This window comes from Polaromonas glacialis, from assembly GCF_000709345.1.
Taxonomy (GTDB): Bacteria; Pseudomonadota; Gammaproteobacteria; order Burkholderiales; family Burkholderiaceae_C; genus Polaromonas; species Polaromonas glacialis.
This window is the reverse complement of the sequence record NZ_KL448323.1, coordinates 1,148,912-1,173,279: the sequence shown is the minus strand read 5'-3', so window position 1 is coordinate 1,173,279 and position 24,368 is coordinate 1,148,912. Positions and strand designations below refer to the sequence as shown.

Annotated in this window: 21 protein-coding genes; 3 read left to right on the top strand and 18 right to left on the bottom strand. The window is 59.3% G+C overall.

All coding sequences use genetic code 11. The features are described 5' to 3' along the window. Positions 1-17 precede the first annotated feature (17 nt). From ispG to EC86_RS0105885, 8 genes are all read right to left on the bottom strand, one after another. The gene (ispG, locus tag EC86_RS0105920; RefSeq protein ID WP_029524752.1) at positions 18-1,292 is read right to left on the bottom strand and encodes a flavodoxin-dependent (E)-4-hydroxy-3-methylbut-2-enyl-diphosphate synthase; all 1,275 of its coding nucleotides are present in this window, start codon (positions 1,290-1,292) and stop codon (positions 18-20) included. After that, on the bottom strand, positions 1,292-2,203 hold the full coding sequence (locus EC86_RS0105915; RefSeq protein WP_051675750.1) for a helix-turn-helix domain-containing protein: 912 nt from the start codon (positions 2,201-2,203) through the stop codon (positions 1,292-1,294). The genes ispG and EC86_RS0105915 overlap by 1 nt, the downstream gene beginning before the upstream one ends. Beyond that, the gene (gene pilW / locus EC86_RS0105910) at positions 2,196-3,005 is read right to left on the bottom strand and encodes a type IV pilus biogenesis/stability protein PilW (RefSeq protein WP_029524750.1); all 810 of its coding nucleotides are present in this window, start codon (positions 3,003-3,005) and stop codon (positions 2,196-2,198) included. The genes EC86_RS0105915 and pilW overlap by 8 nt, the downstream gene beginning before the upstream one ends. After that, positions 3,002-4,150 (bottom strand): dual-specificity RNA methyltransferase RlmN, encoded by a 1,149-nt coding sequence (gene rlmN / locus EC86_RS0105905; protein WP_029524749.1) that lies wholly within the window; start codon positions 4,148-4,150, stop codon positions 3,002-3,004. The genes pilW and rlmN overlap by 4 nt, the downstream gene beginning before the upstream one ends. An 83-nt stretch (positions 4,151-4,233) precedes the next feature. Further along, complete coding sequence (gene ndk, locus EC86_RS0105900) at positions 4,234-4,659, bottom strand: nucleoside-diphosphate kinase (protein ID WP_029524748.1); 426 nt, start codon at positions 4,657-4,659, stop codon at positions 4,234-4,236. Between the two features lie 133 nt (positions 4,660-4,792). After that, positions 4,793-6,379 (bottom strand): pseudouridine synthase, encoded by a 1,587-nt coding sequence (locus tag EC86_RS0105895; protein WP_029524747.1) that lies wholly within the window; start codon positions 6,377-6,379, stop codon positions 4,793-4,795. A gap of 38 nt (positions 6,380-6,417) precedes the next feature. Beyond that, entirely contained in the window at positions 6,418-7,083 is a 666-nt protein-coding gene (gene scpB, locus EC86_RS0105890; RefSeq protein WP_029524746.1) for an SMC-Scp complex subunit ScpB, read from the bottom strand. Between the two features lie 114 nt (positions 7,084-7,197). Then, positions 7,198-8,232 (bottom strand): RluA family pseudouridine synthase, encoded by a 1,035-nt coding sequence (locus EC86_RS0105885; RefSeq protein ID WP_029524745.1) that lies wholly within the window; start codon positions 8,230-8,232, stop codon positions 7,198-7,200. A 17-nt stretch (positions 8,233-8,249) separates the two neighbouring features. Here EC86_RS0105885 and EC86_RS0105880 point away from each other — a divergent pair, with 17 nt between their 5' ends. Next, positions 8,250-9,074 (top strand): outer membrane protein assembly factor BamD, encoded by an 825-nt coding sequence (locus tag EC86_RS0105880; protein WP_029524744.1) that lies wholly within the window; start codon positions 8,250-8,252, stop codon positions 9,072-9,074. Here the strand turns inward: EC86_RS0105880 and EC86_RS0105875 are convergent. After that, positions 9,037-11,043 (bottom strand): DNA repair helicase YoaA, encoded by a 2,007-nt coding sequence (locus EC86_RS0105875; protein ID WP_029524743.1) that lies wholly within the window; start codon positions 11,041-11,043, stop codon positions 9,037-9,039. The two genes, EC86_RS0105880 and EC86_RS0105875, sit on opposite strands and share 38 nt — an antisense overlap. Beyond that, positions 11,043-11,246: a YdcH family protein gene (locus EC86_RS0105870; protein ID WP_029524742.1), complete on the bottom strand. Its 204-nt coding sequence runs from the start codon at positions 11,244-11,246 to the stop codon at positions 11,043-11,045. Before EC86_RS0105870 ends, EC86_RS0105875 begins: the two co-directional genes overlap by 1 nt. An 88-nt stretch (positions 11,247-11,334) precedes the next feature. On the opposite strand from EC86_RS0105870, the gene EC86_RS0105865 reads away from it, so the two are divergent. Beyond that, positions 11,335-12,093: a PP2C family protein-serine/threonine phosphatase gene (locus EC86_RS0105865; protein ID WP_029524741.1), complete on the top strand. Its 759-nt coding sequence runs from the start codon at positions 11,335-11,337 to the stop codon at positions 12,091-12,093. 13 nt (positions 12,094-12,106) lie between these two features. Here the strand turns inward: EC86_RS0105865 and EC86_RS0105860 are convergent, their stop codons facing one another. The 5 genes from EC86_RS0105860 to EC86_RS0105840 form a co-directional block, all read right to left on the bottom strand. Continuing rightward, complete coding sequence (locus EC86_RS0105860) at positions 12,107-12,754, bottom strand: hypothetical protein (RefSeq protein WP_029524740.1); 648 nt, start codon at positions 12,752-12,754, stop codon at positions 12,107-12,109. Then, positions 12,751-13,854: a cell division protein ZapE gene (zapE, locus tag EC86_RS0105855; protein WP_029524739.1), complete on the bottom strand. Its 1,104-nt coding sequence runs from the start codon at positions 13,852-13,854 to the stop codon at positions 12,751-12,753. The genes EC86_RS0105860 and zapE overlap by 4 nt, the downstream gene beginning before the upstream one ends. 12 nt (positions 13,855-13,866) lie before the next feature. Continuing rightward, a complete protein-coding gene (gene lpdA, locus EC86_RS0105850) occupies positions 13,867-15,294 on the bottom strand; it encodes a dihydrolipoyl dehydrogenase (RefSeq protein ID WP_029524738.1) in 1,428 nt (475 codons plus the stop codon). 68 nt (positions 15,295-15,362) lie between these two features. Beyond that, entirely contained in the window at positions 15,363-16,625 is a 1,263-nt protein-coding gene (odhB, locus tag EC86_RS0105845; RefSeq protein ID WP_029524737.1) for a 2-oxoglutarate dehydrogenase complex dihydrolipoyllysine-residue succinyltransferase, read from the bottom strand. Between the two features lie 48 nt (positions 16,626-16,673). Next, on the bottom strand, positions 16,674-19,565 hold the full coding sequence (locus tag EC86_RS0105840; RefSeq protein ID WP_029524736.1) for a 2-oxoglutarate dehydrogenase E1 component: 2,892 nt from the start codon (positions 19,563-19,565) through the stop codon (positions 16,674-16,676). Between the two features lie 394 nt (positions 19,566-19,959). On the opposite strand from EC86_RS0105840, the gene EC86_RS0105835 reads away from it, so the two are divergent. Then, the gene (locus EC86_RS0105835) at positions 19,960-20,985 is read left to right on the top strand and encodes an IS110 family RNA-guided transposase (protein ID WP_029524735.1); all 1,026 of its coding nucleotides are present in this window, start codon (positions 19,960-19,962) and stop codon (positions 20,983-20,985) included. Positions 20,986-21,851: 866 nt separating this feature from the next. Here the strand turns inward: EC86_RS0105835 and tnpC are convergent. From tnpC to EC86_RS0105820, 3 genes are all read right to left on the bottom strand, one after another. Further along, positions 21,852-23,453, bottom strand: coding sequence for an IS66 family transposase (gene tnpC / locus EC86_RS0105830; protein WP_029524734.1), 1,602 nt, complete (start codon positions 23,451-23,453; stop codon positions 21,852-21,854). 83 nt (positions 23,454-23,536) lie between these two features. Continuing rightward, complete coding sequence (tnpB, locus tag EC86_RS0105825; RefSeq protein WP_029524733.1) at positions 23,537-23,890, bottom strand: IS66 family insertion sequence element accessory protein TnpB; 354 nt, start codon at positions 23,888-23,890, stop codon at positions 23,537-23,539. Next, positions 23,878-24,285 (bottom strand): transposase, encoded by a 408-nt coding sequence (locus tag EC86_RS0105820; RefSeq protein WP_029524732.1) that lies wholly within the window; start codon positions 24,283-24,285, stop codon positions 23,878-23,880. The genes tnpB and EC86_RS0105820 overlap by 13 nt, the downstream gene beginning before the upstream one ends. Positions 24,286-24,368: the final 83 nt, after the last annotated feature.

The window sequence follows — 24,368 nt, the reverse complement described above, 5'->3', positions numbered from 1 at the left end:
TTTTTCAGGCATGTGGTTCAGGAAGCGTCGGCCAGCGCATGCGAGCCAAAGCGTTTTTCAATGTAGTTTTCGACAATCACCTGGAACTCCTGCGCAATGTTGTCGCCGCGCAGGGTCAGCCGTTTTTCGCCATCGATGAACACCGGCGCAGCCGGGGCTTCGCCCGATCCGGGAAGGCTGATGCCGATGTCGGCATGCTTGCTTTCACCGGGTCCGTTGACAATGCAGCCCATCACCGCCACCCGCAAGCCTTCGACGCCTGGGTACTGTTCGCGCCACACGGGCATCTGGGCGCGCAGGAAGTCGTCAATCTGCTTGGCCAGTTCCTGGAACGTGGTGCTGGTGGTGCGACCGCACCCGGGGCAGGCCGTCACGCTGGGCACAAAGGTCCGCAAGCCCAGAGCCTGCAAAATTTCGGCGGCAATGACCACTTCCTGCGTTCGCGCCTCGCCGGGTTGGGGTGTGAGTGAAACGCGAATCGTGTCGCCAATGCCTTCCTGCAGCAAGATAGCGAGCGCCGTGGTCGAAGCGACCGTTCCCTTGGTGCCCATGCCGGCTTCGGTCAGTCCGAGGTGAAGGGTGTGATCGGTGCGCCTGGACAGTTCCCGGTAGACGGAAACCAGGTCCTGGACGCCGCTGACCTTGCACGACAGGATGATCTGGTCGCGCCGCATGCCCATGTCTTCGGCACGCTTGGCCGAGTCGATGGCCGAGGTGATCAGCGCTTCATACATCACCTGCCGGGCATCCCAGGGCGTGCTGCGCGCACTGTTTTCATCCATCAGGCTGGCGAGCAGTTCCTGGTCCAGGCTGCCCCAGTTCACGCCGATGCGGATGACCTTGTTCCAGCGCATGGCCGCTTCGATCATCTGGCCGAACTGGGTGTCGCGCTTGTTGCCTTTGCCGACGTTTCCAGGATTGATCCGGTACTTGGACAGCGCCTGCGCACAGGCCGGGTAATCGGTCAGAAGCCGGTGGCCGTTGTAATGAAAGTCGCCGATCAAGGGAACATCGACACCCATCCGGTCGAGTTGCTCGCGGACATAAGGAACGGCGGCAGCCGCTTCAGGCGTGTTAACCGTGATGCGGACCATTTCGGACCCGGCCAGGGCCAGTTCCTTGACCTGGATGGCCGTGCCAATCGCGTCCACGGTGTCGGTATTGGTCATGGACTGGATACGCACCGGCGCATCGCCGCCCACGGTCACGACACGCGAACCCCAGACGACCCGGGACTGGATGGAATGATGCGGCTTTGGAAAAGCAGATGCGATGGGAAGACAGGTTTGCACTATTTCACCTCGAAACGGGCAATGTTGTTCTTGGTGACGCTGGCGAGATCAAAGGCCTGGCCACGCACCTGAACCTGTATGACGTTGGCACGGCTCGCCACCACGGCCAGCGGCAGCACGCCCGACAGGCTGACAGACTCGCCGGCACGAAGCGTGCGGTCGAGAACCACCGCGCCGCTGGCATCCGTCACCTTTATTTTCGATGCGCCTTTTGCGCTGATGGTCATCGGCGGTTCACCAGCGGCACCCTCTGCGCCTGCGGAAACTGTTGCGAGCGGACCTGTTGCAGCAGCAGGCACATCGGCAGGCGTCACCAAGGTAGAAGACACGCCAGGCACATCATTGCCCGGCGATGTCGGAGTGATCACGGTCGTTGTGACAGAGGCGGATTCCACCGCCTGGCCCGGGACGGTTTCAAGCTGGCCTGCTTGCCGGTATCTGGCAATTTCCTTTTGAATGGACGGCAAGAACATCAGCACGAGCGCGCCGAGCAGCAAAGCCAGACCGACCAGAACGGCTGGCCGCGAAATGTGGGACCAGAAGGGCACCGCATTCCTGCTGCTGCTGCGGACGCGAAACGGCGTGTTGATTCCCCGGTTCTGGGAAGTCACCTTGAACGCGGCTATCGCGGGCAGCCGCTGCAGCACGGGGGCCGGATCCAGCTTGAGGATGCGGCACATGCTGGCGGCCAAGGCCCGCGCGAAGACCGGATCGGCCAAAAGCGCCGACTGGTCCTGCTCAAGCGCCTGCAACTTGTGAACCGGTACCTTCAACAGCGCTGCCAGCGTGGCAATGTCCAGGCCCTGCGACTGCCGGGCCGTGCGAAGCAGGGCACCGGCGGTGTCCGGCTGGCCCGCCGCTTCACGATTTAACGCAATGCCAGACACCAGCACCGCTTCATCCTTACTCATTGAACAGGCCCTTTTCATACGCTGCGGCCTCGGGAGACTGCGCAAAGCGTTTCTTCAACTGACTGGCGAGTTGCACCATCGCCTCCTGATTGTTGAGCTTTTGCTCCGTCTTGATGCCCAGCCAGAGCGTCTGGGCATTGGCCAGTTCGCTGTTGTTCAGGCGGCGGATGTAAAACTGGGCGCGCGTCAGATCGCCGCGCGCATACAGCAGCTTGGACAGGTTGTAGCCGGTCACAGGATTGCCTGCATCGAGTTCGTAGGAATGCATGAGGCTTTGTTCAGCCTCACTTAACTGTCCGGCGTTCACCTGGCACACACCCAGGGCCATCAAAGTTTTCGCTTTTCCCGTGTAAGTGGGATTCGCGGCGGCCTGGGCAAACAGCTTGAACGACTCGGCATAACGCGCCTGCTGGCAAAGCAGCCAACCGTAGTTGTGGGCCACTGCGGCATCGCGCGCATTGAGGGAAAGCGCACGGCGAAAGCTGTCTTCTGCGAGCGGAATGTCGTTGAGCCGCATGTAGACCAGCCCGCGCAGGTTGTAGGCATCGACAAAATTCGGATCGGTTGCCAGCGACTGCTTGATTTCATCCAGGGCCACCTTGGTCTGGCCCTGTTCAAAATAACCGGTCGCCAGTTCGACGCGCAAGCGTGCCCGGCGGCGCTGGTCGGTTTCATCGGAATCGGTGATCAGGTCAGTCCGGTTGCCCAGCCCGTCTATGGAGCCGGGCTGGCTGGCACAGCCGCCCAGCAGCATGGCCGTCCAGCAGACGAAGACCCAGGCAGGACGTGCGATGCGCTTCATGCCGCGTCCTTGCTGAGTACCACCACCTTGATGCCGCCCAGCATGCCCTGGCGCTGCGCAGCCATGCGCTGGTCCACGCCGGTGCGGTCCTGCACATCGCCCGCCAGCTGGCCGCAGGCCGCATCGATGTCATCGCCGCGCGTCTTGCGCACGGTGGTGACGATGCCGGCATCCATCAGGATTCTGGCAAAAGCCATGACCTGCGGCATTTGCGAACGCACCAGGCCCGAAGCCGGAAAAGGGTTGAAGGGAATCAGGTTGAACTTGCACGACAGGCCGTTGGCCGCATGGGTTTTCATCAATGCCACCAACTGGCGCGCATGCTCGGGCTGGTCGTTGACGCCATCGAGCATGCAGTATTCAAACGTGATGAAGTCGCGAGGCGCTGCCGACTGGTAGCGGGTGCAGGCTTCGAGCAGTTCGGCAATCGGGTATTTCTTGTTCAGCGGAACCAGGTCGCTGCGCAGCGCATCCTGCGGCGCATGGAGCGAGACTGCCAGGGCGACCGGGCAATCCCGGGCCAGGCGGTCGATCATCGGCACCACGCCGGAGGTGGACACCGTGACCCGGCGGCGCGACAGGCCATAGCCGTGATCATCCAGCATGACCTTGAGCGCCGGCAGCAACTGCGAATAATTCTGCAAGGGCTCGCCCATGCCCATCATGACCACGTTGGAGATGACACGTTCGTCCCGGCCCAGATGCTTGCGCAGGAAGTGCTCGGCAAACCACAACTGGGAAATGATTTCGCCGGTCGTCAGGTTGCGGCTGAAGCCTTGGTGCCCGGTCGAGCAGAAACGGCAGCCCACGGCGCAACCCGCCTGGGATGAAATACACAGCGTTCCACGGTCGGATTCAGGGATGAAAACTGTTTCGATCACATCGCCCGCACCCACGTCGAACAACCATTTGATCGTGCCGTCCGTTGACTCGTGGCGCGACACCACCTTGGGGCCCGTGATGCGAGCCGAGACCGCCAGCTTTTCGCGCAGCGCCTTGGCCAGATCGGTCATCTGCTCGAAATCGGACGCGCCTTTCTGGTGAATCCAGCGAAACAGCTGGGTCGCGCGAAAGCGTTTCTGGCCGAGCTGCTCGCAAAACGCAGCCATGCCTTCCAGGTCGAGATCGAGAAGATTGGTTGTCATCGCAGGCAGCGATGCGCCGCATCGCCCCACACAAGCGGCGACCCTGTCAAAGGGCGGCAAGGCATGGGAGCGGTACGCATTAATTAACGCGAGTAAACGTTCAGGCCGGCAAAGAAGAAAGCGATTTCTTCCTTGGCGGTTTCGACAGCGTCGGAACCATGGACGGCATTGGCATCGATGCTGTCGGCGAAGTCGGCGCGAATGGTGCCCGCATCAGCCTTCTTCGGGTCGGTCGCGCCCATCAGGTCACGGTTCTTCAGCACGGCGCCTTCGCCTTCGAGTGCCTGGATCATCACCGGGCCGGAGATCATGAAAGAGACCAGATCCTTGAAGAAAGGACGGGCCTTGTGCACGCCGTAAAACGCTTCGGCTTCGGCTTGCGACAGGTGAACCATTTTGGCAGCAACGACTTTCAGGCCTGCGGCTTCAAAGCGTGCATAGATTTGACCGATCACGTTCTTGGCGACGGCGTCAGGCTTGATGATGGAGAGAGTGCGTTCGATGGCCATGAATTTTTCCTAAAAAATATTGGAGTTATTGGATTTTCAAATTATTCAAGGACTGAATAAAGCCCATGATTTTAACCCGCGGGTTTGCCCCTTCCAGAGCAACCGTGCGAAATGGAGTGCTAACGGCAAAGGGCTAGCGGTTTCCGCCCCGGTTGCCACCGCCGCGATTGCCGCCAGAATTGCCGCCATTGCGGCGCGCCCCCCCGCTGCTGCCACCACCAAAGCCGCCGGCATTGCCGCCGCCGCCCCGGCGCTGACCCTGGTCCTGCCGCTGCCGGGTGAAGGTGTCGGCGCCAATGTAGCCAAACGAGGTCTTCATGGGATCGGGCTGGGCGCCTCCGGCCGGTTTGTCGCTGCGCGGACCCCGGTCGTCCCGACGCTTCTGGCCTTGCGGCGCGCCCGCTCCGGGAGGTCCGAAGCGCGTCGCCGGACCGGCATTGCCGCCCTGGCTGCGGCCTCTGGCGCCGCCAGCGCCTGGATTGGCGCCGCGCCGATTGCCTCGCTGCGCAGCATCGTTCCGGTTCATGGGCGGCTGCGAATCATCGAGCGGCTGGACGATGCCGGTTTGGCCTGCGCCCGCATTGCGGGGCCGGCCGCCGTTATTGCGTGGACGGTCGTTGCTGCGCGGACCGCGGCGCTGCGGGGTTCCGCTCTCACCGTCGGGCTGGCCCGCAACGGCAGCGTCGCCACGCGGGTCCGGCCGCGATTCTGACCGGCTAACCGCGCTGGTCAAGGCGTAGATGTCGTTTTCGTCGAGTTCGACAAACGCGCCCCGCTTCAATCCGCGCGGCAGCACCATGGCGCCATAGCGGATACGGATCAGGCGGCTCACCGCGTGGCCCACGGCTTCGAACATGCGCCGCACCTCTCTGTTGCGGCCTTCGGAAATCGTCACCCGGTACCAGCAGTTGGCGCCTTCGCCGCCACCGGCCTCAATCGAGCCGAACTGCGCCACGCCATCGTCCAGCGTCACGCCGTCGAGCAAGCGCTTTTTCTCTTCGTTGTTCAGCGCGCCGAGCACCCGAACAGCATATTCACGTTCCAGGCCGAAGCGCGGATGCATCAGCTTGTTGGCCAGTTCGCCGGAACTTGTCAGCAGCAGCAGGCCTTCGGTGTTCAGATCAAGCCGCCCGACGGATTGCCATTTACCCTGGAACAGCTTGGGTAGGCGCCGGAAGACGGTCGGACGGTTTTGCGGGTCATCATGCGTCACCACTTCCCCAGCGGGCTTGTGGTAGGCGATGACACGCGGCGGCGGCGGATCGATCTGCACACGGATGGGCTTGCCATTGACCTTGACGGTATCGCCAAACTGGATGCGCTGGCCGATATGCGCAGGTTCGGCATTGACGGAAATCCGCCCTTGCAGAATCAGCTGCTCCATCTCCAGACGCGAGCCCAGCCCGGCCTGGGCCAGCACCTTGTGCAGCTTGGGCGTTTCTGGCTGCGGCAACAGGACCCGCTTGGGCAGGTCAAGCGCAGCGTCAGCTTCGTCAGCATCGAATTGACCGGTGATCACGTCCTCGAAGCGAATGGATGCCGGCGGCGGTTTGGGGCCATGTCGCCGAGCGCCAGCCTGCGGTGACGCATTTCGGCCATTTTCCACGTCTGCTATTAATTCAGGAGCTTCTTGCGCTTGCTGGTCGTGCGATAGAGCACTATTTAAATCATTTTCTGGCATGGGCGATGGCTTGCTGGCCGGATTGTCGTTTGAGTTCATGCTTTTACATTCGTTCGTGTGGGTAGCGGGCATACGGATTACTGCGGATCAGGTTGAGAACTTTTGCCGGCATCCGACGCTAGGTCCTCGATATAGGTCGAAATTTGCACTTCCGGCATGGTCAGCGGCGGAAAACTGCCAGGTGCGTCCTCCATGCCCAGTTCGAACTGTTCAAGCTTTGCAATCTGCGCCGGCGTATCGCCCATCGAAGGCAGCCCGGCCAGAGATTCAACGCCCAGGTCATCAAGAAACTGGCGGGTCGTCGCATACAGCGCCGGACGACCAACCGTCTCGCGATGACCGATGACCTCGACCCATCCACGATCCTCCAACTGCCTGAGCAGCAGGCTGTTGATCGTCACGCCGCGAATGTCTTCCATGTCACCCCGCGTCACAGGCTGCCGATAGGCAATGATGGCCAGCGTTTCCAGCGTCGCCCGGCTATAGCGGGGCGGTTTTTCAGGGGTCAGCCGGTCAAGGTACTCACGCATTTCCGGCCGGCTTTGAAAGCGCCATCCACTGGCCACATGCACCAGTTCCACGCCTCGGTTCGACCACTCGTCCTGCAAGTCTCCAAGCGCCAGTTTAATGCTGTCAGCCGCAACATCCCCGTTAAACAAACCCCCAAGCTCGCGCAACGTCAGGGGTTGCTGTGCGCAAATAAGGGCTGTTTCGAGGATGCGCCTGGCATCCGTCGTATTCATGATTGGTCGTTCCGAAATAAACGGGAGGAAAGCGGATCAAGGCGCTTTTGTCAGCGCATCGCATTCGTGCGGGCTCTGCCTGGATCAGGAAGCCATGTTGCCGGTAGCAGAAAACTACAGGGAAGGATTGTATCTTAGGCCCAAAGCATCCATTGCAGACAGCAGGTCGGACGGCGGTGGCGACTTGAATTCCATCGGTTCGCCTGTTGCCGGATGGGCAAATGCCAGCCGGCAGGCATGCAGCGCCTGGCGCGCCATGTCGCCTGCAAGGGCGCCGCCGTACAACGCATCCGACACCAGCGGATGGGCCAGAAATGCCATGTGAACGCGAATCTGGTGGGTGCGGCCGGTATGCAGCCGGCACTTGACCAGGCAATGCTTTTCGGCGTTGCCCATCAGGGAAACCACCGTGGAAGCCGTCTTGCCCGAATTTTTCTCCAGGTCAACCACCGCCATGCGCAGCCGGTTTCGCGGGTCGCGGCCGATGGGTGCCTCGACCTGGCGGGTTTTTGCGCCTTCCCACGCGCCATGCGCCAGCGCGATGTATTCCCGGCTCACTGTGCGGGCGGCAATCATGCCCACCAGCTGGTCCATGGTCTGACGCTGGCGCGCCACCACCATCAGGCCGCTGGTGTCCTTGTCGAGCCGGTGCACAATGCCGGCGCGCGGCATGAAGGAAGCCTGGGGATCGTGGGCAAGCAAGCCGTTGAGCAAGGTGCCGCTCCAGTTGCCGGGGGCCGGATGGACCACCAGGCCGGCTGGTTTATTGATCACCAAGAGGTGAGCGTCCTCATACACAATCTCGAGCGCCATGGCTTCAGGCTTGAAAGCCTGGCTCTGGGGCGTGGGCCGCAACTCGATTGACAATTCATCGCCGGCCTTCACCTTCGCAGAGGTCTTGACGGTTTTAATGCCTTTGACCGTTACGCCGCCGGCTTCGATCAATTGCTGAAGGTAGTTGCGTGAAAACTCCGGCACCAGTCCGGCCAGCGCTTTGTCGAGCCGGCTCCCGTGGCTCTCAACCGGGACGCTGACATGGCGCAATTCCATTTCTGCAGCGGCGTCTCCCTCGTCCTGGGCATCGTCGTCGGGCGATTTGGCATCAACGCTGCCCGATATAATAAATTTTCTCAGTTCTGAATCAGTCATCAAGAGGGTCGATTGCTATGTTTTTTGCCAAATTGTCGGATTTTCCGAAAGCATCGCCGCTTGTAGCAGCCGTTTGCGCAGGCTTGTTTGTGTTGTCGGGTTGCTCAACCACACCGGCGCCCGACAAGACTGCAACCTGGAGTCCGAACAAGATTTACGCCGAAGCCAAGGACGAAGCCAGTTCAGGCGCCTACGACAAAGCTATTCCGCTTTACGAAAAGCTTGAAGGCCGCGCGGCTGGAACGCCGCTGGCGCAGCAGGCGCAACTCGACAAGGCCTATGCCCAGTATAAAGGCGCAGAGCAAGCCCAGGCCCTGGCCACGCTGAACCGGTTCATCAAACTTCATCCCGCCAGCCCGGCCATGGACTACGCCCTGTACCTGAAAGGGCTGGTGAACTTCAATGACAACCTGGGCCTTTTCGGATTCATCTCGCGTCAGGACCTGTCCGAGCGTGACCAGAATGCGGCAAAGGAATCGTTCGAGTCGTTCAAGGAACTGGTCGCCCGGTTTCCCGATTCGCGCTATGCGCCTGATTCACGCCTGCGTATGAATTACATTGTCAATTCGCTGGCGCAGTCGGAAGTCCATGTTGCGCGCTACTACTACTCACGCGGCGCCTATGTCGCCGCCATCAACCGCGCGCAAAGCGCCATCGCCGACTACCGCGACGTTCCGGCGCTTGAAGAAGCCACCTTCATTCTCTACAAATCCTACGATGCCCTTGGCATGACCGAGTTGCGTGACGACATGCGCCGCATCCTGGAAAAAAGCTATCCCCAAAGCCAGTACATGAGCAAAGGCTTCAGGACGGCGGAGAACCCGTGGTACAAGTTCTGGTGAGACTGGCCAGCCTGTCCATCAGCGCCTGTTCCGACGCCAGCCTCTGCATCGGAGGCAGCGCCCTGACCAGGCGGCGTCCATACCCCATCGAAACCAGCCGACTGTCGCAGACCACCAGCACTCCTTTATCCGTTTCCCGGCGTATCAGGCGACCGGCGCCCTGCTTGAGGGCGACAGCGGCTTCGGGCAGGAAGTAATCGGTAAAGGCACTGCGCCCTTGCGACTCCAGCAACTTCGCCCGGGCCTCGGCCAAAGGGTCGTTGGGTGGAGGAAAAGGAAGCTTGTCGATGATCACCAGTTGAAGGGCATCGCCGGGAACGTCAATGCCTTCCCAGAACGATACCGATGCCACCAGAACACAGCCTTTCCCGCCGAGTGAATCGCCTTCACGAAAACGCTCGATCAGCGCACGTTTGGGCATGCTGCCCTGCACCAGCACCAGCGGATCTTCTGGCTCCGTGAAAACAGCGACCAGCGCCTCTCCGATGGTTCGCAAAGCGCGCAAGGTCGTTGTCAGCACCATCGTGCGCCCGCCCAACTGGCGTGACCATGTCGCCACGGATTGGGCAACCTTGACAGGATGCGCCGGGTCGCCAGGCTTGGGAAAGCTGGGCGGAACATAGAGCGCGGCCTGGCGCTGGTAGTCGAATGGACTTCCAATCCGCAGTACGCTGGCATCCTCGAGCCCGCAAGGTTGCGTAAACCAGCTGAGTTTTTCGTCATCGCCCAGCGTTGCGGAGGTAAATATCCAAGTCTTGACACCTTCGCCCGACATGCCGAGCATTTTGCTTTTCACAGCTGCGGAAATATCGAGCGGCGACTCGACCAGCCGCAACTGCGTGCCCACGTCAACCCAGCGTACAAAGCCGGCTTTGCAGGTATTGGCAAAGCTGGCGACACGCTCTGCGAGTTGGGCAGCACGCTCATGAAGACGGACAAAATCAGGCGCAATTTCGCTGACCGTGTCAAGCGCTGCGCAAGCCTGAAGGCAGGAGGCGTGGACAGCCTCCAGGGCGTGCTGCCAATCGATTGCGGGCAAACCATCCGGCACCGAAGCAGCCCATCGAAGTTTGGTACCGGGATAGTGTTTTCCGGCACAAAGGCGCAACTCACGGGCGGCCTGTTCGGTGGCTGCAACCACTTGCTGCCAGTCAACCAGCCCGCGTGCCAATTGCAAGCCGGCCGCCAGCATGTCCCGCGAAAAATCGAGCAACTGCCCGGTGCTCAGGTTGTTTCCCAGAAATTGCACGCCCGTTTCATTCAACTGGTGCGCCTCATCAAAAATGGCAATCCGTACCGAAGGCAGCAACTCGGTCACGCCTGATTCACGAACCGCCAGATCGGCAAAAAACAGGTGATGGTTGATGACAACCACATCGGCCGCCATGGCTTCCCTGCGGGCAAGGTTGACATGGCAGGCACGAAAACGCGGACATTGCGAACCCAGGCAATTGTCCCGCGTCGAAGTGATCAGGGGAATCATGGGCGAACGCTCGTCAAGGCCGGGAAGTTCCGCCAGATCGCCTGTTCGCGTGACCTGGGACCACTCCTCCACCCGGGCAAGCGAGCGTATCGATACGCCCTCAGGCAAAAACCGCTCCTGCCGGGCCATCTCCATCCGATGAAGGCACAGGTAGCTGCCCCGGCCTTTGAGCAGTGCAGTCTTCACTGGCAATTCAAGCGCTTCAACCAGACGGGGCAAATCGCGGCCAAACAGTTGATCCTGCAAAGCCTTGGTTGCCGTGGACAAAAGTATCCGCTCGCCGCTGAGCAGGGCTGGCACCAGATACGAAAAAGTCTTGCCAACGCCGGTGCTGGCCTCGACGACGAGCGGATACCCATCCTCGATGGCCTGCGAAACCGCCAGTGCCATCTCTTTCTGGCCGCTACGAGGAACAAAATGCTCCGTTGTCCGCGACAAGACGCCTCCAGTCGAAAAGGCCTGATCCACCTCGGATGCAAGATTCATCAGGCAGGCGCGGGAGGAGTCAGGGACGCTTCCAGCCGTGAGATGCGGTCCCGAAGCTGAAGTCGGCGTTTTTTCAGCCGCTTGATCAACAATTCGTCGATGTGCGGCGCATGCACTGCCTTGTCGGCAAGTGCGTTCAAGTCTGCATGCTCGATTTTGAGCTGTATTAGCAGCCGCTGGGGAGAGGAATGATTTAGGATCAATGAATTTTTCCGTTTACGCCGCTTGATAATACGTCGATTGCCGCTGGTAATAGAAACAACGAGAAACAGCGAAGCTGCCACGACCACAATGACCAAAAGTTATCGCATCACAGCCTCTACGGGCATCCACAAGGGTGACCGTGACTACCAGCAGGACCAGGTCAGTTTGCTGAGCCATCACCGCATTCCCGAATGTATTTTGGGCATCGTTGCCGACGGAATGGGCGGTCGGAGCGGCGGACGCAAAGCCTCCGACCAGGTGATGCTGACGGCAAAGCAGCTTTTTGACCGCTATTCACCAGACACTGACGATGGCCCATCGATGCTAAGGCAAATTGTCGAGGAAGCCCATATCGTCATCAAACTGACGGCGATTTCCTCTGAACAGGAGCCCCACAGCACGCTGGCTGCATTCCTGATTAATCCGAGCGGCGAATGCCATTGGGTCCACACCGGGGATTCGCGCATTTACCACTACCATGGCAGCAAGCTGGTCTACAAAACTGTGGACCATTCCTATGTTCAAACGCTGGTAGCCAAGGGCGAGATCAGTGAAGAAGAAGCCAACAATCACCCCCAGTCAAATATTCTCATGGGTTGCCTGGGGGCGGAAGAAGCGCCACCCATTGCCCAGCATTACATTCCAAAACTCCAGCCCGATGACGTGTTGATGGCTTGCAGTGATGGCATCTGGCATTACTTCAACACCAGTGAGATGGGGTCTGCCCTGTCAATGCTGTCGCCACGCGAGGGAGCTGAATTCCTGATTCAGAAAGCATGCAAGCGCGCACGAGGCGTTGGCGACAATCTGTCGCTGGTGATTGTCAAGTTTGAACCGCTGGATTAAAAGCCGCCTCCTGCTACTGGGGCAAGGGTAACGGTTTCGAGGCAGGTTTGACACGATTTGCCTGATCGGCTTCATGCTGGGCTCGACGCTCCTGCGCTTGAATCTGACGCTCCTTGAATTTTTTTTCTTCTCCCACTGCATTGGCTTGCTTCTCGGCGCGTGCCTGATTTTTTTTCTCGTGATTTTCAAGCCGGGCCGCGTTGGCTTCGCGGACAGCCGCTTCGTTCGCAACAGCAGCATTGCGCCGCTGCGCATTTTCCTGGTCACGCCCTTGCCGGCCTCGAAAATCTTCAATCGCTTTGGTCCGGCGGTCGCTGTCCTGCTGCATACTTTCAGGCGATGACTTCTCCTGGCTCTTGCGAATCTGCTGCTCAGCCTTGTTTTTTCGCTGCTCGTCATTGAGCATAATTTCCTGCCGCCTCAGGTCTGCCATGACGGTCCTGCGCCTGGCGTTGACGTTCTCAAGGCAGTTGTTGACAGCAAACTTTTTGTAGCAGGCCGCATCTTCGCCCAAGAAACTGGCTTTCAGCCTGTTTCGCTCGGCGGCAATGGCGGCTCTTTGCGCATCGATATCGTCAGTTTGCACATTCACGGGGCCGATTTGCGAGCTTGCAAAACCGCCAAGTGACAACAGAAAAAATGCAGTGACGAAAGATTTCATGTCAAGGTGGTGTCTACAGTTCTGTGCTCCAGAGCCAGAAACTCCATGGACTGCATTTCATTGAGCCGCGACACAGTCCGCGGAAACTCATGCACCAGAGGACCTTCGGTGTACAAAGCTTCAGGCGGCACAGCCGCAGAAAGTATCAGTTTCACCCGGCGGTCGTACAGCACATCCACCAGCCACGTAAAACGCCGGGCCTCCGAGGCCATGCGGACCGGCATATAAGGCACGTCACTGACCAGCACCGTATGGAACTGGGTTGCGATTTCAAGATAATCATTCTGGGACCGCGGCCCTCCGCACAAGGTCTTGAAGTCAAACCATACCACCCCGCCGGCTTTTCGCCTCGCCTGGATCTGTCTGGATTCGATCTGAAGCACCGGGTTTTCATCCTTGGAAGCAGTTAGCCGGTTAAAGGTTTCCGTCATTTCAGCATCGGCCTCAGGACCGAGCGGTAAATGATAGAGCCTGGCCTGTTCTAGCGTACGCCGCCGATAGTCGGTGCCATTGTCAACATTGATGACTTCCATGTGCGTCTTCAACAGTTCAATAGCTGGCAGAATGCGATCGCGATGCAATCCATTGGGGTAAAGCTTGTCAGGATGAAAATTCGATGTCGTCACGAACCCTACGCCGTTGTCAAACAGGGCGACAAGCATGCGATGAAGGATCATGGCATCGGTGATATCAGCCACATGAAACTCGTCAAAACAAATCAGTCTGAACCGCTTCGCCATTCGCTTTCCCAAGGCGTCCAGCGGATTGGACGTCCCTTGCAGATCCAGCAATTCCCGATGGACTTCGCGCATGAATTCATGGAAGTGAAGCCGTACTTTTCGCTTGAGTGGCACTGCATTGAAAAAGCAGTCCATCAAAAAGCTTTTGCCGCGCCCCACCCCGCCGTACATGTACACACCGCGCGGAATGGGCGGACGATTGATCAGCTTCTTGAACGCATTTGACCTTTGCCCCTTGTAGGCTGCCCACTCTGTGGCACAGCGCTCCAGCACATCGATCGCAAGCAACTGCGCAGGGTCACTCGCATAGCCCCGTGCAGATAATTCAGCGTCATAAGCTGACCGAACCGGATGTGACACTACGCGATGCCCTTAGAAATTGAGCGTGCGCTTGTCAACAGCAAGCGCTGCTTCTTTTGTAGCCTCGCTCAGCGAAGGATGGGCATGGCAGATACGGGCAATATCTTCACTGCTCGCCCGGAATTCCATCGCCACGACGCACTCGGCAATCAATTCACTGGCCATGGGTCCGACAATGTGGACCCCCAGAATTTCATCGGTTGCCGCATCGGCCAGCATCTTGACCATGCCGGTCGTGTCGCCCAGCGCCCTAGCCCGGCCGTTGGCCATGAAGGGGAAAGTGCCGGACTTGTAAGCACGCCCTTCCGCCTTCAGCTGTTCCTCGGTCTGGCCAACCCATGCAATCTCGGGGCTGGTGTAGATGACCCACGGAATGGTGTTGAAATTAACATGGCCATGCTGACCGGCGATGCGCTCGGCGACAGCCACGCCCTCTTCTTCAGCCTTGTGCGCCAGCATCGGGCCACGCACCACGTCGCCCACCGCCCACACATTGGGCAAATTGGTCTTGCAGTCGCCATCGACCACAATCGCACCACGCTCGTCCAGACTCAAGCCCACGGCTTCCGGGTTGAGCCCGATGGTGTTGGCCGTGCGGCCGATGGAAATGATGAGTTTGTCAACTTCCAGCGTCTGCGCTTCACCCTTGGCATTGGCATAAGCGATGGAGACGCCCGCCTTGCCGTTCTTGATCTCGCCGACTTTCACGCCCAGTTCGATTTTCAGGCCTTGCTTGGTGAATGCCTTGTGCGCCTCTTTGGCGATCTGCTGATCAACCGCGCCCAGGAAGGCGGGAAGTCCTTCGAGAATCGTCACGTCGGCACCCAGGCGGCGCCAGACCGAACCCATTTCCAGGCCAATCACGCCAGAGCCGATGACGCCCAGTTTCTGGGGAACCGCACCGATGCGCAGGGCGCCGTCATTCGACAAAATGTTGACTTCGTCGAAAGGCGCACCCGGCAAAGCCCTGGCATTGGAGCCGGTAGCCACAATGATGTGCTTGCCGGAGATGGTTTCCTCGGCAGTGCCTGCGACCTTGACGTCATAAGCGCCGTCCCGGGCTGCCACAAAAGAACCACGACCATGGAAAAAAGTGACCTTGTTCTTTTTGAACAGGTAAATGATGCCATCGTTGTTTTGCTTGACAACCGTATCCTTGCGGCCAATCATCTTGCCAACATCGAGACCAAGACCTTTAACCTCAATGCCGTGGTCGGCAAAGTGGTGGCCCGCATGCTCGAAATACTCCGAGGATTGCAGCAGCGCTTTGGACGGAATGCAGCCCGTGTTGGTGCAGGTTCCGCCCAGGGCAGGTCCGCCCTTGGCATTCTTCCACTCGTCGATGCAGGCAACGTTAAAACCCAGCTGGGCGGCACGAATGGCCGCAATGTAGCCGCCGGGACCGCCGCCGATGACGATCACGTCAAATTGTTTGGACATATTCTTTTCCAGTAAATGCGGGGCAGAGGCGCGCAGCCACATGGCCGTGGCCTCTGCCCCAACAGGGTTTAAATATCGAACAGCAGACGGGCAGGATCTTCCAGCGCCTCTTTCATCGCTACCAGACCCAGCACGGCCTCACGGCCGTCAATGATGCGGTGGTCGTAGCTCATGGCGAGGTAGTTCATCGGACGGATCACGATTTGGCCGTTTTCGACAACCGCACGGTCCTTGGTGGCATGCACACCCAAAATTGCGGACTGCGGCGGGTTGATGATCGGCGTCGAAAGCATCGAACCAAACGTGCCGCCATTGGAAATCGAGAAGGTGCCGCCGGTCATTTCTTCAATGCCCAGCTTGCCGTCCTTGGCTTTCTGGCCGTATTCAGCGATTTTCTTCTCGATCTCTGCAAAACTCATCTGGTCTGCATTGCGCAGGATGGGAACGACCAGGCCGCGCGGCGAACCCACCGCAATGCCAATGTCGAAGTAGCCGTGATAGACGATGTCATTGCCATCGACCGATGCGTTGATCATCGGGAACTTCTTGAGCGCATGCACCGCAGCCTTGACAAAAAAGCTCATGAAGCCGATCTTGACGCCATGCTCCTTGCTGAAGGCATCCTGGAACTTCTTGCGCATCTCCATCACCGGCGCCATGTTGACTTCGTTGAAGGTCGTCAAAATGGCATTGGTCGATTGCGATTGCAAAAGACGCTCGGCTATACGGGCACGCAGGCGGCTCATGGGAACCCGCTGCTCAGGACGGTCACCCAGGTCGGCAGCTTTCACTGGCGATGCCACTTTAGGCAAAGAAGTGGTCGGTGCACCCGTCGATATTGCGCTAGTAGCTACTGATTTGATAGCACCAGCAGCAGTGGCGCCCAGAACATCGCCCTTGGTGACGCGGCCATCCTTGCCGGTTCCGGGAACACTGCCTGCAGCCAGGCTGTTGTCCGCCATCAGCTTGGCAGCGGAAGGCATGGGAACGCCCGCCATGGAGCCGCCCGTAGCAGCCGGAGCCGGTGCGGCCACCGATGCTGTTGCAGCAGCTGGCGCAGCAGCGTCAGGCGCCGTTGCACCGACCTTGCCTTCGGTATCGATTCTTGCAATCACCTGGTCCGACACCACCGTGCCGCCATCGGCGACCACCAGCTCAACCAGCACGCCGGCTGAAGGCGCTGGAACTTCCAGGACAACCTTGTCGGTTTCAATTTCAATCAGGATTTCGTCAATTGCAATTGCGTCGCCGACCTTCTTTTTCCATTGCAGCATGGTGGCTTCGGCCACGGACTCGGACAGTTGGGGAACTTTTACTTCTACGATTGGCATTTTGATTCTTTCGAGTGTTTTCTTGTATTTCAGGAAATAGCTTGACCCTTATTTGGTCAGGATAAAGCCCTTCAACTTGGAAAATGCGCCGTCCACCAGCGCCTTTTGCTGTTCCTGATGCAGATGCGAATAACCGACGGCTGGAGAAGCCGACGCAGTGCGTCCCGAATAGCCCAGCTTTTGGCCGTCAAGCATGTTCTCATGGATGTAGTGCTGCACGAAGAACCAGGCGCCCTGATTTTGCGGCTCGTCCTGGCACCACACGATGTCGGTGGCGTTCGGGTACTTTTTCAACTCTGCAGCAAAAGCCTTGTGGGGGAAAGGATACAGCTGCTCCACACGCAAAATCACGGCGTCATCTATACCTTTTTCCTCACGCTTCTTGACCAGGTCGTAATACACCTTGCCCGAGCAGGCAATGACCCGCTTGACCTTGTCGGCCCGCTTGATGATTTCTTCCTTGTTCTCAGGAATGACCGTCTGGAAAGCGCCCTTGGTGAACTCGGACAGCGGCGAGGTCGCGTCCTTGTTGCGCAGCAGCGATTTCGGCGTCATGATGATCAGCGGCTTGCGCAAGTTGCGCACCATCTGGCGGCGCAACACATGGAAAATCTGGCTGGCCGTCGTGGGCTGGACCACCTGCATGTTGGCATCGGCCGACAACTGCATGAAGCGCTCAAGACGCGCCGAACTGTGCTCCGGACCCTGTCCTTCGTAACCGTGCGGCAGCATCAGGGTGATGCCGTTGACACGGCCCCATTTGACTTCGCCAGAAGCGATGAACTGGTCAATCACGACTTGAGCGCCATTGGCGAAGTCGCCGAACTGCGCTTCCCAGATCACCATGGTGCTGGGGTCATTGGACGCGTAGCCGTATTCAAAAGCCAGCACGGCTTCTTCGGACAAGATGGAGTCGATGACGACGAACGGAGCCTGGTTGTCCGCCACGTTTTGCAGTGGCACGTAAGTGCCCGTATCCCATTTTTCGCGACTCTGGTCGTGAATCACGGAATGGCGGTGCGTGAAGGTTCCGCGTCCGCAATCTTCGCCTGACAGGCGCACCGGATAGCCGCTGGCCACCAGGGAAGCAAATGCCATGTGCTCGCCCATGCCCCAGTCCACAGGAATGTCGCCACGTCCCATGGCAGCGCGGTCGTCATACACTTTCTTGACCAGGTTGTGCGGCGTGACGGTTGCAGGAATGGTCGTGATTTTGGTGGCCAGGCGTTTCCACTCGGCCATGGGAATGGCAGTATCGCCTGCATCGGTCCACTTCTTGCCGACGTAGGGGCTCCAGTCCACTGCGTACTTGCTCTTGAAATTGGTCAGGACCGGGTCAAACGTGCTCTTGCCGGCGTCCAGCGCGGCGCGCGTGGCCTTGACCATGTCGTCGCCCAGCGTTTCGCCAAAGCCTTGCGCCGTCAGCTTGTCGGCGTAGAGGCGGCGTGTTCCGGGATGCTGCGCAATCTTTTTGTACATCAGCGGCTGGGTCAGCGCCGGGGTGTCCTGCTCGTTGTGGCCCAGTTTACGGAAACAGATGATGTCCACCACAACGTCTTTCTGGAATTCCATGCGGAATTCAAGCGCCAACTGGGTGGCCAGCACCACAGCCTCCGGATCATCACCGTTGACGTGCAGCACGGGCGCTTCAATCATCTTGACAACGTCGGTGCAATACAGCGTGGAACGGCTGTCGCGCGGATCGCTGGTGGTAAAGCCGATCTGGTTGTTGATCACCAAGTGGACCGTGCCGCCCGTGGAATAGCCACGGGTTTCAGCCAGTGCCAGCGTTTCCATGACCACGCCTTGCCCGGCAAATGCCGCATCGCCATGCACCAGCACGGGCAGCACTTGCAGGCCTTTGGGGTCGGCGCGGCGGTCCATGCGGGCACGGACCGAGCCCTCCACGACCGGGTTCACAATTTCAAGGTGCGAGGGGTTGAACGCCAGGGACAAGTGAACCGGACCGCCAGGCGTCGTCACGTCGGAGCTGAAACCCTGGTGGTATTTCACATCGCCGCTGGGCAGGTCTTCAGGCGCCGTATGGTCGAACTCGGCAAACAGGTTGGCAGGCACCTTGCCCAAGGAGTTGACCAGCACATTCAGGCGGCCCCGGTGCGCCATGCCAATGACAATTTCCTGCACACCGATTTCACCGCCGCGCTGGATCAACTCGTCCATGCTGGCAATGAAGCTTTCGCCGCCTTCGAGCGAGAAACGTTTTTGTCCCACGTATTTAGTGTGCAAGAAACGCTCAAGGCCTTCGGCCGCCGAGAGACGGTCCAGAAGATGAAGCTTCTTTTCCTTGGATAAATTTGGTTTGCTGCGAATGCTCTCTAACTTTTGCTGCCACCAGCGCTTCTGGTTCTGGTCGGTGGCGTACATGTATTCGGCACCAATCGTGCCGCAATAGGTTTCGCGCAGCGCATTGAGCAGCTCGCGCAGGCTCATGGTTTCCTTGCCGAAGAATGTGTTGCTGGTGTTGAACACAATTTCCTGGTCGGCGTCAGTGAAACCGTAAAAAGCCGGATCCAGTTCGGGAATGTTGTCACGTTCGGCACGCTTGAGTGGATCAAGATCGGCCCAGCGCGCACCGACATTGCGGTATGCGGCAATCAACTGCTGAACGGAGGTGCGTTTGCGGCCCATTTCAGAGTCTGCACCGCTGGCAACCACAACCTTGGTTTGCCCCAGCTTGGCCCGCTCGGCAAAGGCATTGACGACCGGCAAATGGGGAATATCCTTGGCATTGCTGCCATCGGTTGCGGCGACATTCTGGAGCGCGTCAAAATAATCGCGCCAGTTATCGGTCACGCTCCCGGGATTGGCAAGGTAGTTTTCGTACATCTCTTCGACATAAGGCGCATTGCCGCCAAAAAGATAGGTATTGCCTTGATAGGCTGTATAGATAGACGCAGGTGGCTGCGAGTTTGAACTCATATCCGCTGACCTCCGTTTCCCTTAGGGAAACATTAGCTGGTTAAAGCTTGGTTGATTAACCTTCCGCAACACGGCTGAACCGATTAGCGGATGCGACTGTGGCAAGGAAGGACCTTCAGAAACATTAAGGATTGTGCCACTTTGCTACCGTATGTGGAAGACTATCCCTGTCTTATCAAGACTGATTTGTAGAAATCGGGCGACTATTCATATCCAAGCCTATCTGACCTTACCCCTACAGGGACTTTTCACGCAGTCAAGAGAGACGGTATTCCTTGCGGCCGAGAAGCACGAAGTGACTTGAAACGAGGAACAGACTACTGAGATGGACCCGGCGCCACCTTTGAAGGAAACTGGGCATCCGTTGTCAACCGTTCTCATCAGGAGGTTCATCATGGAAATCGATCTTCTGGGCATTGATCTGGCCAAGCGTGTCTTTCAACTCCACGGTGCCGACCGCCGTGGTCACGTGCTTCATCGCGCCAAGGTGTCGCGAGCCGCGCTCGTTGACACTGTGCGGCAATTGCGTCCTCGCGTCATCGCCATGGAAGCGTGCAGTTCGGCTCATCACTGGGCTCGGCGCTTCCAGGAGCTGGGCGCCGAGGTGCGGCTTATCAGTCCGCAGTACGTCACGCCCTTCGTCAAGACGAACAAGAACGACCGCAACGATGCCGAGGCGATCGTCGAGGCCGCATGCCGTCCGGCGATGCGCTTTGTAACCGTAAAGTCGGTCGAGCAACAGGACATGCAGGCGGCCCACCGCGTCCGCGAGCTGCTGGTTCAGCAGCGCACGGCACTGATCAACCAGTGCAGAGGTTTGCTCGGCGAGCGCGGCATCACGATTGCCCAGTCACCTGCAGCATTCAAGCGTGCCGTACCGGAAATTCTCAAGGAGTGCGAAGGCGAAATCACCAGCTTTTGCCAGGCGCTCATGATGGAGTTGCTCGAGCAGGTCCATGCCATCGAAGAACGGATTGCAACCTCGGAAGCCTGGATAAAGGCGTTTTTGAAACGCTCAGCATTATGCAAAAAGATTGCTGCCATTGACGGCATCGGCCCGATCACTGCCACGGCCATCGTTGCGGCTGTGGGCGATGCCAAGGCGTTCAAAAATGGCCGACACCTGGCGGCCTGGCTCGGTCTGGTGCCCAGGCAGTATTCATCGGGCGGCAAGTCGCGGCTCCAGGGCATCAGCAAGCGCGGCGATAAATACCTGCGCACGCTGCTGATCCATGGTGCGCGTTCAGTGCTGCGCTACGTCGCCAACAAGACAGACGCGCGCAGCCGGTGGTTGCAGGAACTGATCGCGCGCCGTGGCTATAACCGTGCAGCGGTGGCGCTGGCCAACAAAAACGCCCGCGTTATCCAGGTGCTGCTGAGCAGCGAGGTTGCCTATCACCCCAGGGGCATTTCGGTCTGAGCGGTTGCCAGCCGACGAGCCCAAAGACAACTCGTTTTGAAGGAGGAAGGACTACCCCAACACTGGTTTGCGAAGCTTTTTGAACGTGATGACGAAACCGGTTAGACCAGCTCCCTGAAACCTGTTAGATGTGCCGGCTGGACTTCAATGTTCAAGCCGTCAGACTGCTAAGGACAGGGTGCGCGAATCTCATCGAGGCTGCGGGCATGGATGTGACATTGCCCAGATGCAAGCCGTATACATGCCTGCAAACTGTTTCTAGTCACAAAAAAGCTTGCAAAAGTGCGTCGGGTCCATACATGCAAACCTAGAGACGGGCTTGTTGCACTGGTTACAGTGCGGCCCCAGATACGAACCGCTCAGCAGGACTCCATTCGGATTTCGTGATTCGATTAACCCGAATCACAAGGGGCAAGTCGAGTTTTCCTGCTGCCGGTCTGACCTGTTCATTGCATCTTCGATTTCACGTCTGGCAAGGAAACTACACTGTGATTGGATTCCTATGCCGCCGGCACCAAGAGAGTGGTGCATGCCGGATTGACACTCACATGCCGCGCATCAAAGGGAAGCGCGTCTTTGAGTTTGCGCATATTGATCCTTACAGCTGGCATGTGTTTCTTTGCAAAAAGCATCGAAGCTACACGCCACACAGAGTTTCGTTTATGCACAACACCGTGCCAACGGCGTACACGGCGTTGTTGCATAAATACCCCAAAGTATCCGGATAAGCAGGCTGACGTACCGGTTAGGCTTCGTGCTTTTGCTCCGAACATGCCAAAAGACAGTATGCGGTCAATTAACAGCGTACCTTGCGCCGCTGGCCGGGGTGTGATTGAAATGGCTGAGGAGCGTTGCCCGGCCGCTGCTCAGCGGCCGGGCAATGTAATGCGCCAAGGCAGTAGCGCCTCGTAGTCGTCTGCCGTTTGCGCGCTGGGCAGCGCGGTGAGCAATGCGCGCAGGTACGCGTAGCCGTCGACGCCGTTGACCACGCAGGTCTGCAGCAACGAATACAGGTTGGCGCTGGCCTGTGCGCCGGCTACCGTATCGCTGAAGAGCCAGTTGCGTCTTCCAATACAAAACGGACGAATCGAATTTTCGGCAGCATTGTTGTCAATCGGGTAGGCGCCATCGGTGACATACAGCGCCAGCTTCGTCCATTGCGAAGCCAGGTAATGCAGCGCCTTGCCCAGCAAACTGCCCGGCAGCACGGTGTGCACGTTGGCCAGCAGCAACGCCTCTATCTGGCCAAGCACGGGCACGCTGTGCTGTTGCCGCTGGACCAGCAATTCCTGGGGAGGAAGCCGGTGCTCGCGTGCGCGCGACTCTACCGCATACAACTGGGCGATGAGCGCGAGAAACCGCGCAGCGAGCTGCTCGGGGCCGCGCGCATTCCTGGGCAGCGCCTGCAGCGCCTCATGGAACCCGCGCCTGCAATGCGCCCAGCATCCCAGATGCACGAGGTGGTGCGCCTGCGCGATGGCGTCATAAACCGCGTAGCCATCCGTCATCAGCACGCTGCCTTCTTGCACCCCGGCATACAGGATTTGTGCGGCCGCCGTGCTGCGCGAGGGCGCGTAGCCAAACAGCCGGATGGGTGGCCCCGCTCCCTGCACCCCGGAGCACGGGGTTGTCTGCACCCACATGTAGCTTTTGGACTGCGCGCTTTTGCCGGCTTCTTTGAGTACCTGCACATGGGTTTCGTCGCCATGGATGAGGGGCGAGTCCAGCAAATGGTCGCGCAGCACATTGATGATGGGCTGCACCTCCCGGCCCACGCGCACGACGCTGGCGGCCAGGGTGTTGCGCGCCAGGTCGCCGCCGCCAAAGCGCGAGAGCAGCGCCGTCTGGCGGTACAGCGGCAGGCCGTCGCAATACTTCGACGTAATCACCCAGGCCAGCAGGCCTTCGCTGAACAAGCCCTTGGGGATGATTTGCGCCGGCTTGGACGCCAGGCGCAAGGCGCCATCGCAGCAGGGACAGGCATATTTGACGCGTTCATGGCGAATCACGCGAACCTGCTGGGGAATGATGTCGAGCTGCTCGCTGGTCTCCACGCCAATTTCCACCAGCGCCGTGCCATCGTGCGGGCACACCCGCTGGTCTTCGGGCAGTTCGTGGCGCACCACCTCCCGGGGCAAGGCCGCATCGAGCGGCTTGCGTCCGCGCGGCACGCGCTGATGGGCGCGGACCTCCTGGCTGCCATCTTCGTGGCCGTCGCAAGTGGCCGGTTCGCTGGCCGCGCCCAGCGCCTCGGCCTCGTTGAAGAACAGGTCCCTTTGCTGCGGGCTGCCCGCTTCGCTGCGGGCGGCAAAGAGCTTGCGCATGAACTGCTTGAGCCGCTCCTGGAGCAGGTCACGCTCGGCGCGCACCATACGCAACTCCCCCGCCAGGGCGTCGCTGCGCTGCAAAGCCTGCGCCAGCGCCTCTTTCAAGGCGTCTATTTCTTGGGCATCAGGCACAGCGAGCATGCCCGTTTAGACAAGGCGGCGCGGGTGAAAGTTCCCAAAAATCCGAGTCTGAGCCTTGCCTTCCAAGCCAGAATTTGTCCCCCTTACGCTGCGCGCTCGTAGCGCACGGCCTGGTGTCCGCGCAGGGCCTGGATGTCGATACCCTTGAGCAGCCAGTGCAGCTGCTCCACGCTGAGCGTCACGACGCCGAGTTCGCCTCGCGGCCAGATGAAGCGGTCCTTCTCCAGGCGCTTGTGCAGCAGCCAAAACCCGTTGACATCCCAGCCCAGAATCTTGATGCGGTCGCGCCTGCGGTTGGCAAAGACAAACAGTGCCTGGGCAAACGCGTCCAGGCCCAGGCCATGCTCGACCAGGCTGGCCAGACCGTTGATGCTCTTGCGAAAATCAATGGCCTCCTGGTGCAGGTACACCGCACGGGTGGCGTTCAGCGTGAACACGCCAGTGTGCCCAGCAGTTGCAGCACGGGCGCCATCGCCTCCAGCGGGACCTGGCCCACATCGAGCGCCACCCCGTTGGGCAGGCGCACGTGCAGGCAAAGTGCGACTGGTGCGGTTGTTGCAGCCGGCGCTGCCGGCTCGCTAACCTGCACGGCCACGAAAGCCGCTGGCGACGCCAGCGCTTTGCCATGGTTGGGCTGGCCTGACTTGGCAATCCAGGTGCGCAGCAAATTGGCGTTGATGCCGTACAGCATCCCCACGCGCGCCACCGACACGCCAGGCTTGAGGCATTCGTCAATTAGCGCCTGCTTGGCCAGCGGGTCGTAAGTGCACCGTCCGTCGCGTTTGCGCCCGACCACCAGCCGGGCCAGCAACTCTGCGTTCATCTCTGTCATAGGTGTCCATGTAGTTGTAGATGGACACATAGCATCATCGAATCAGCTCACGAATAAAAGGGCGTGGTTCGCGGACCGCTTAC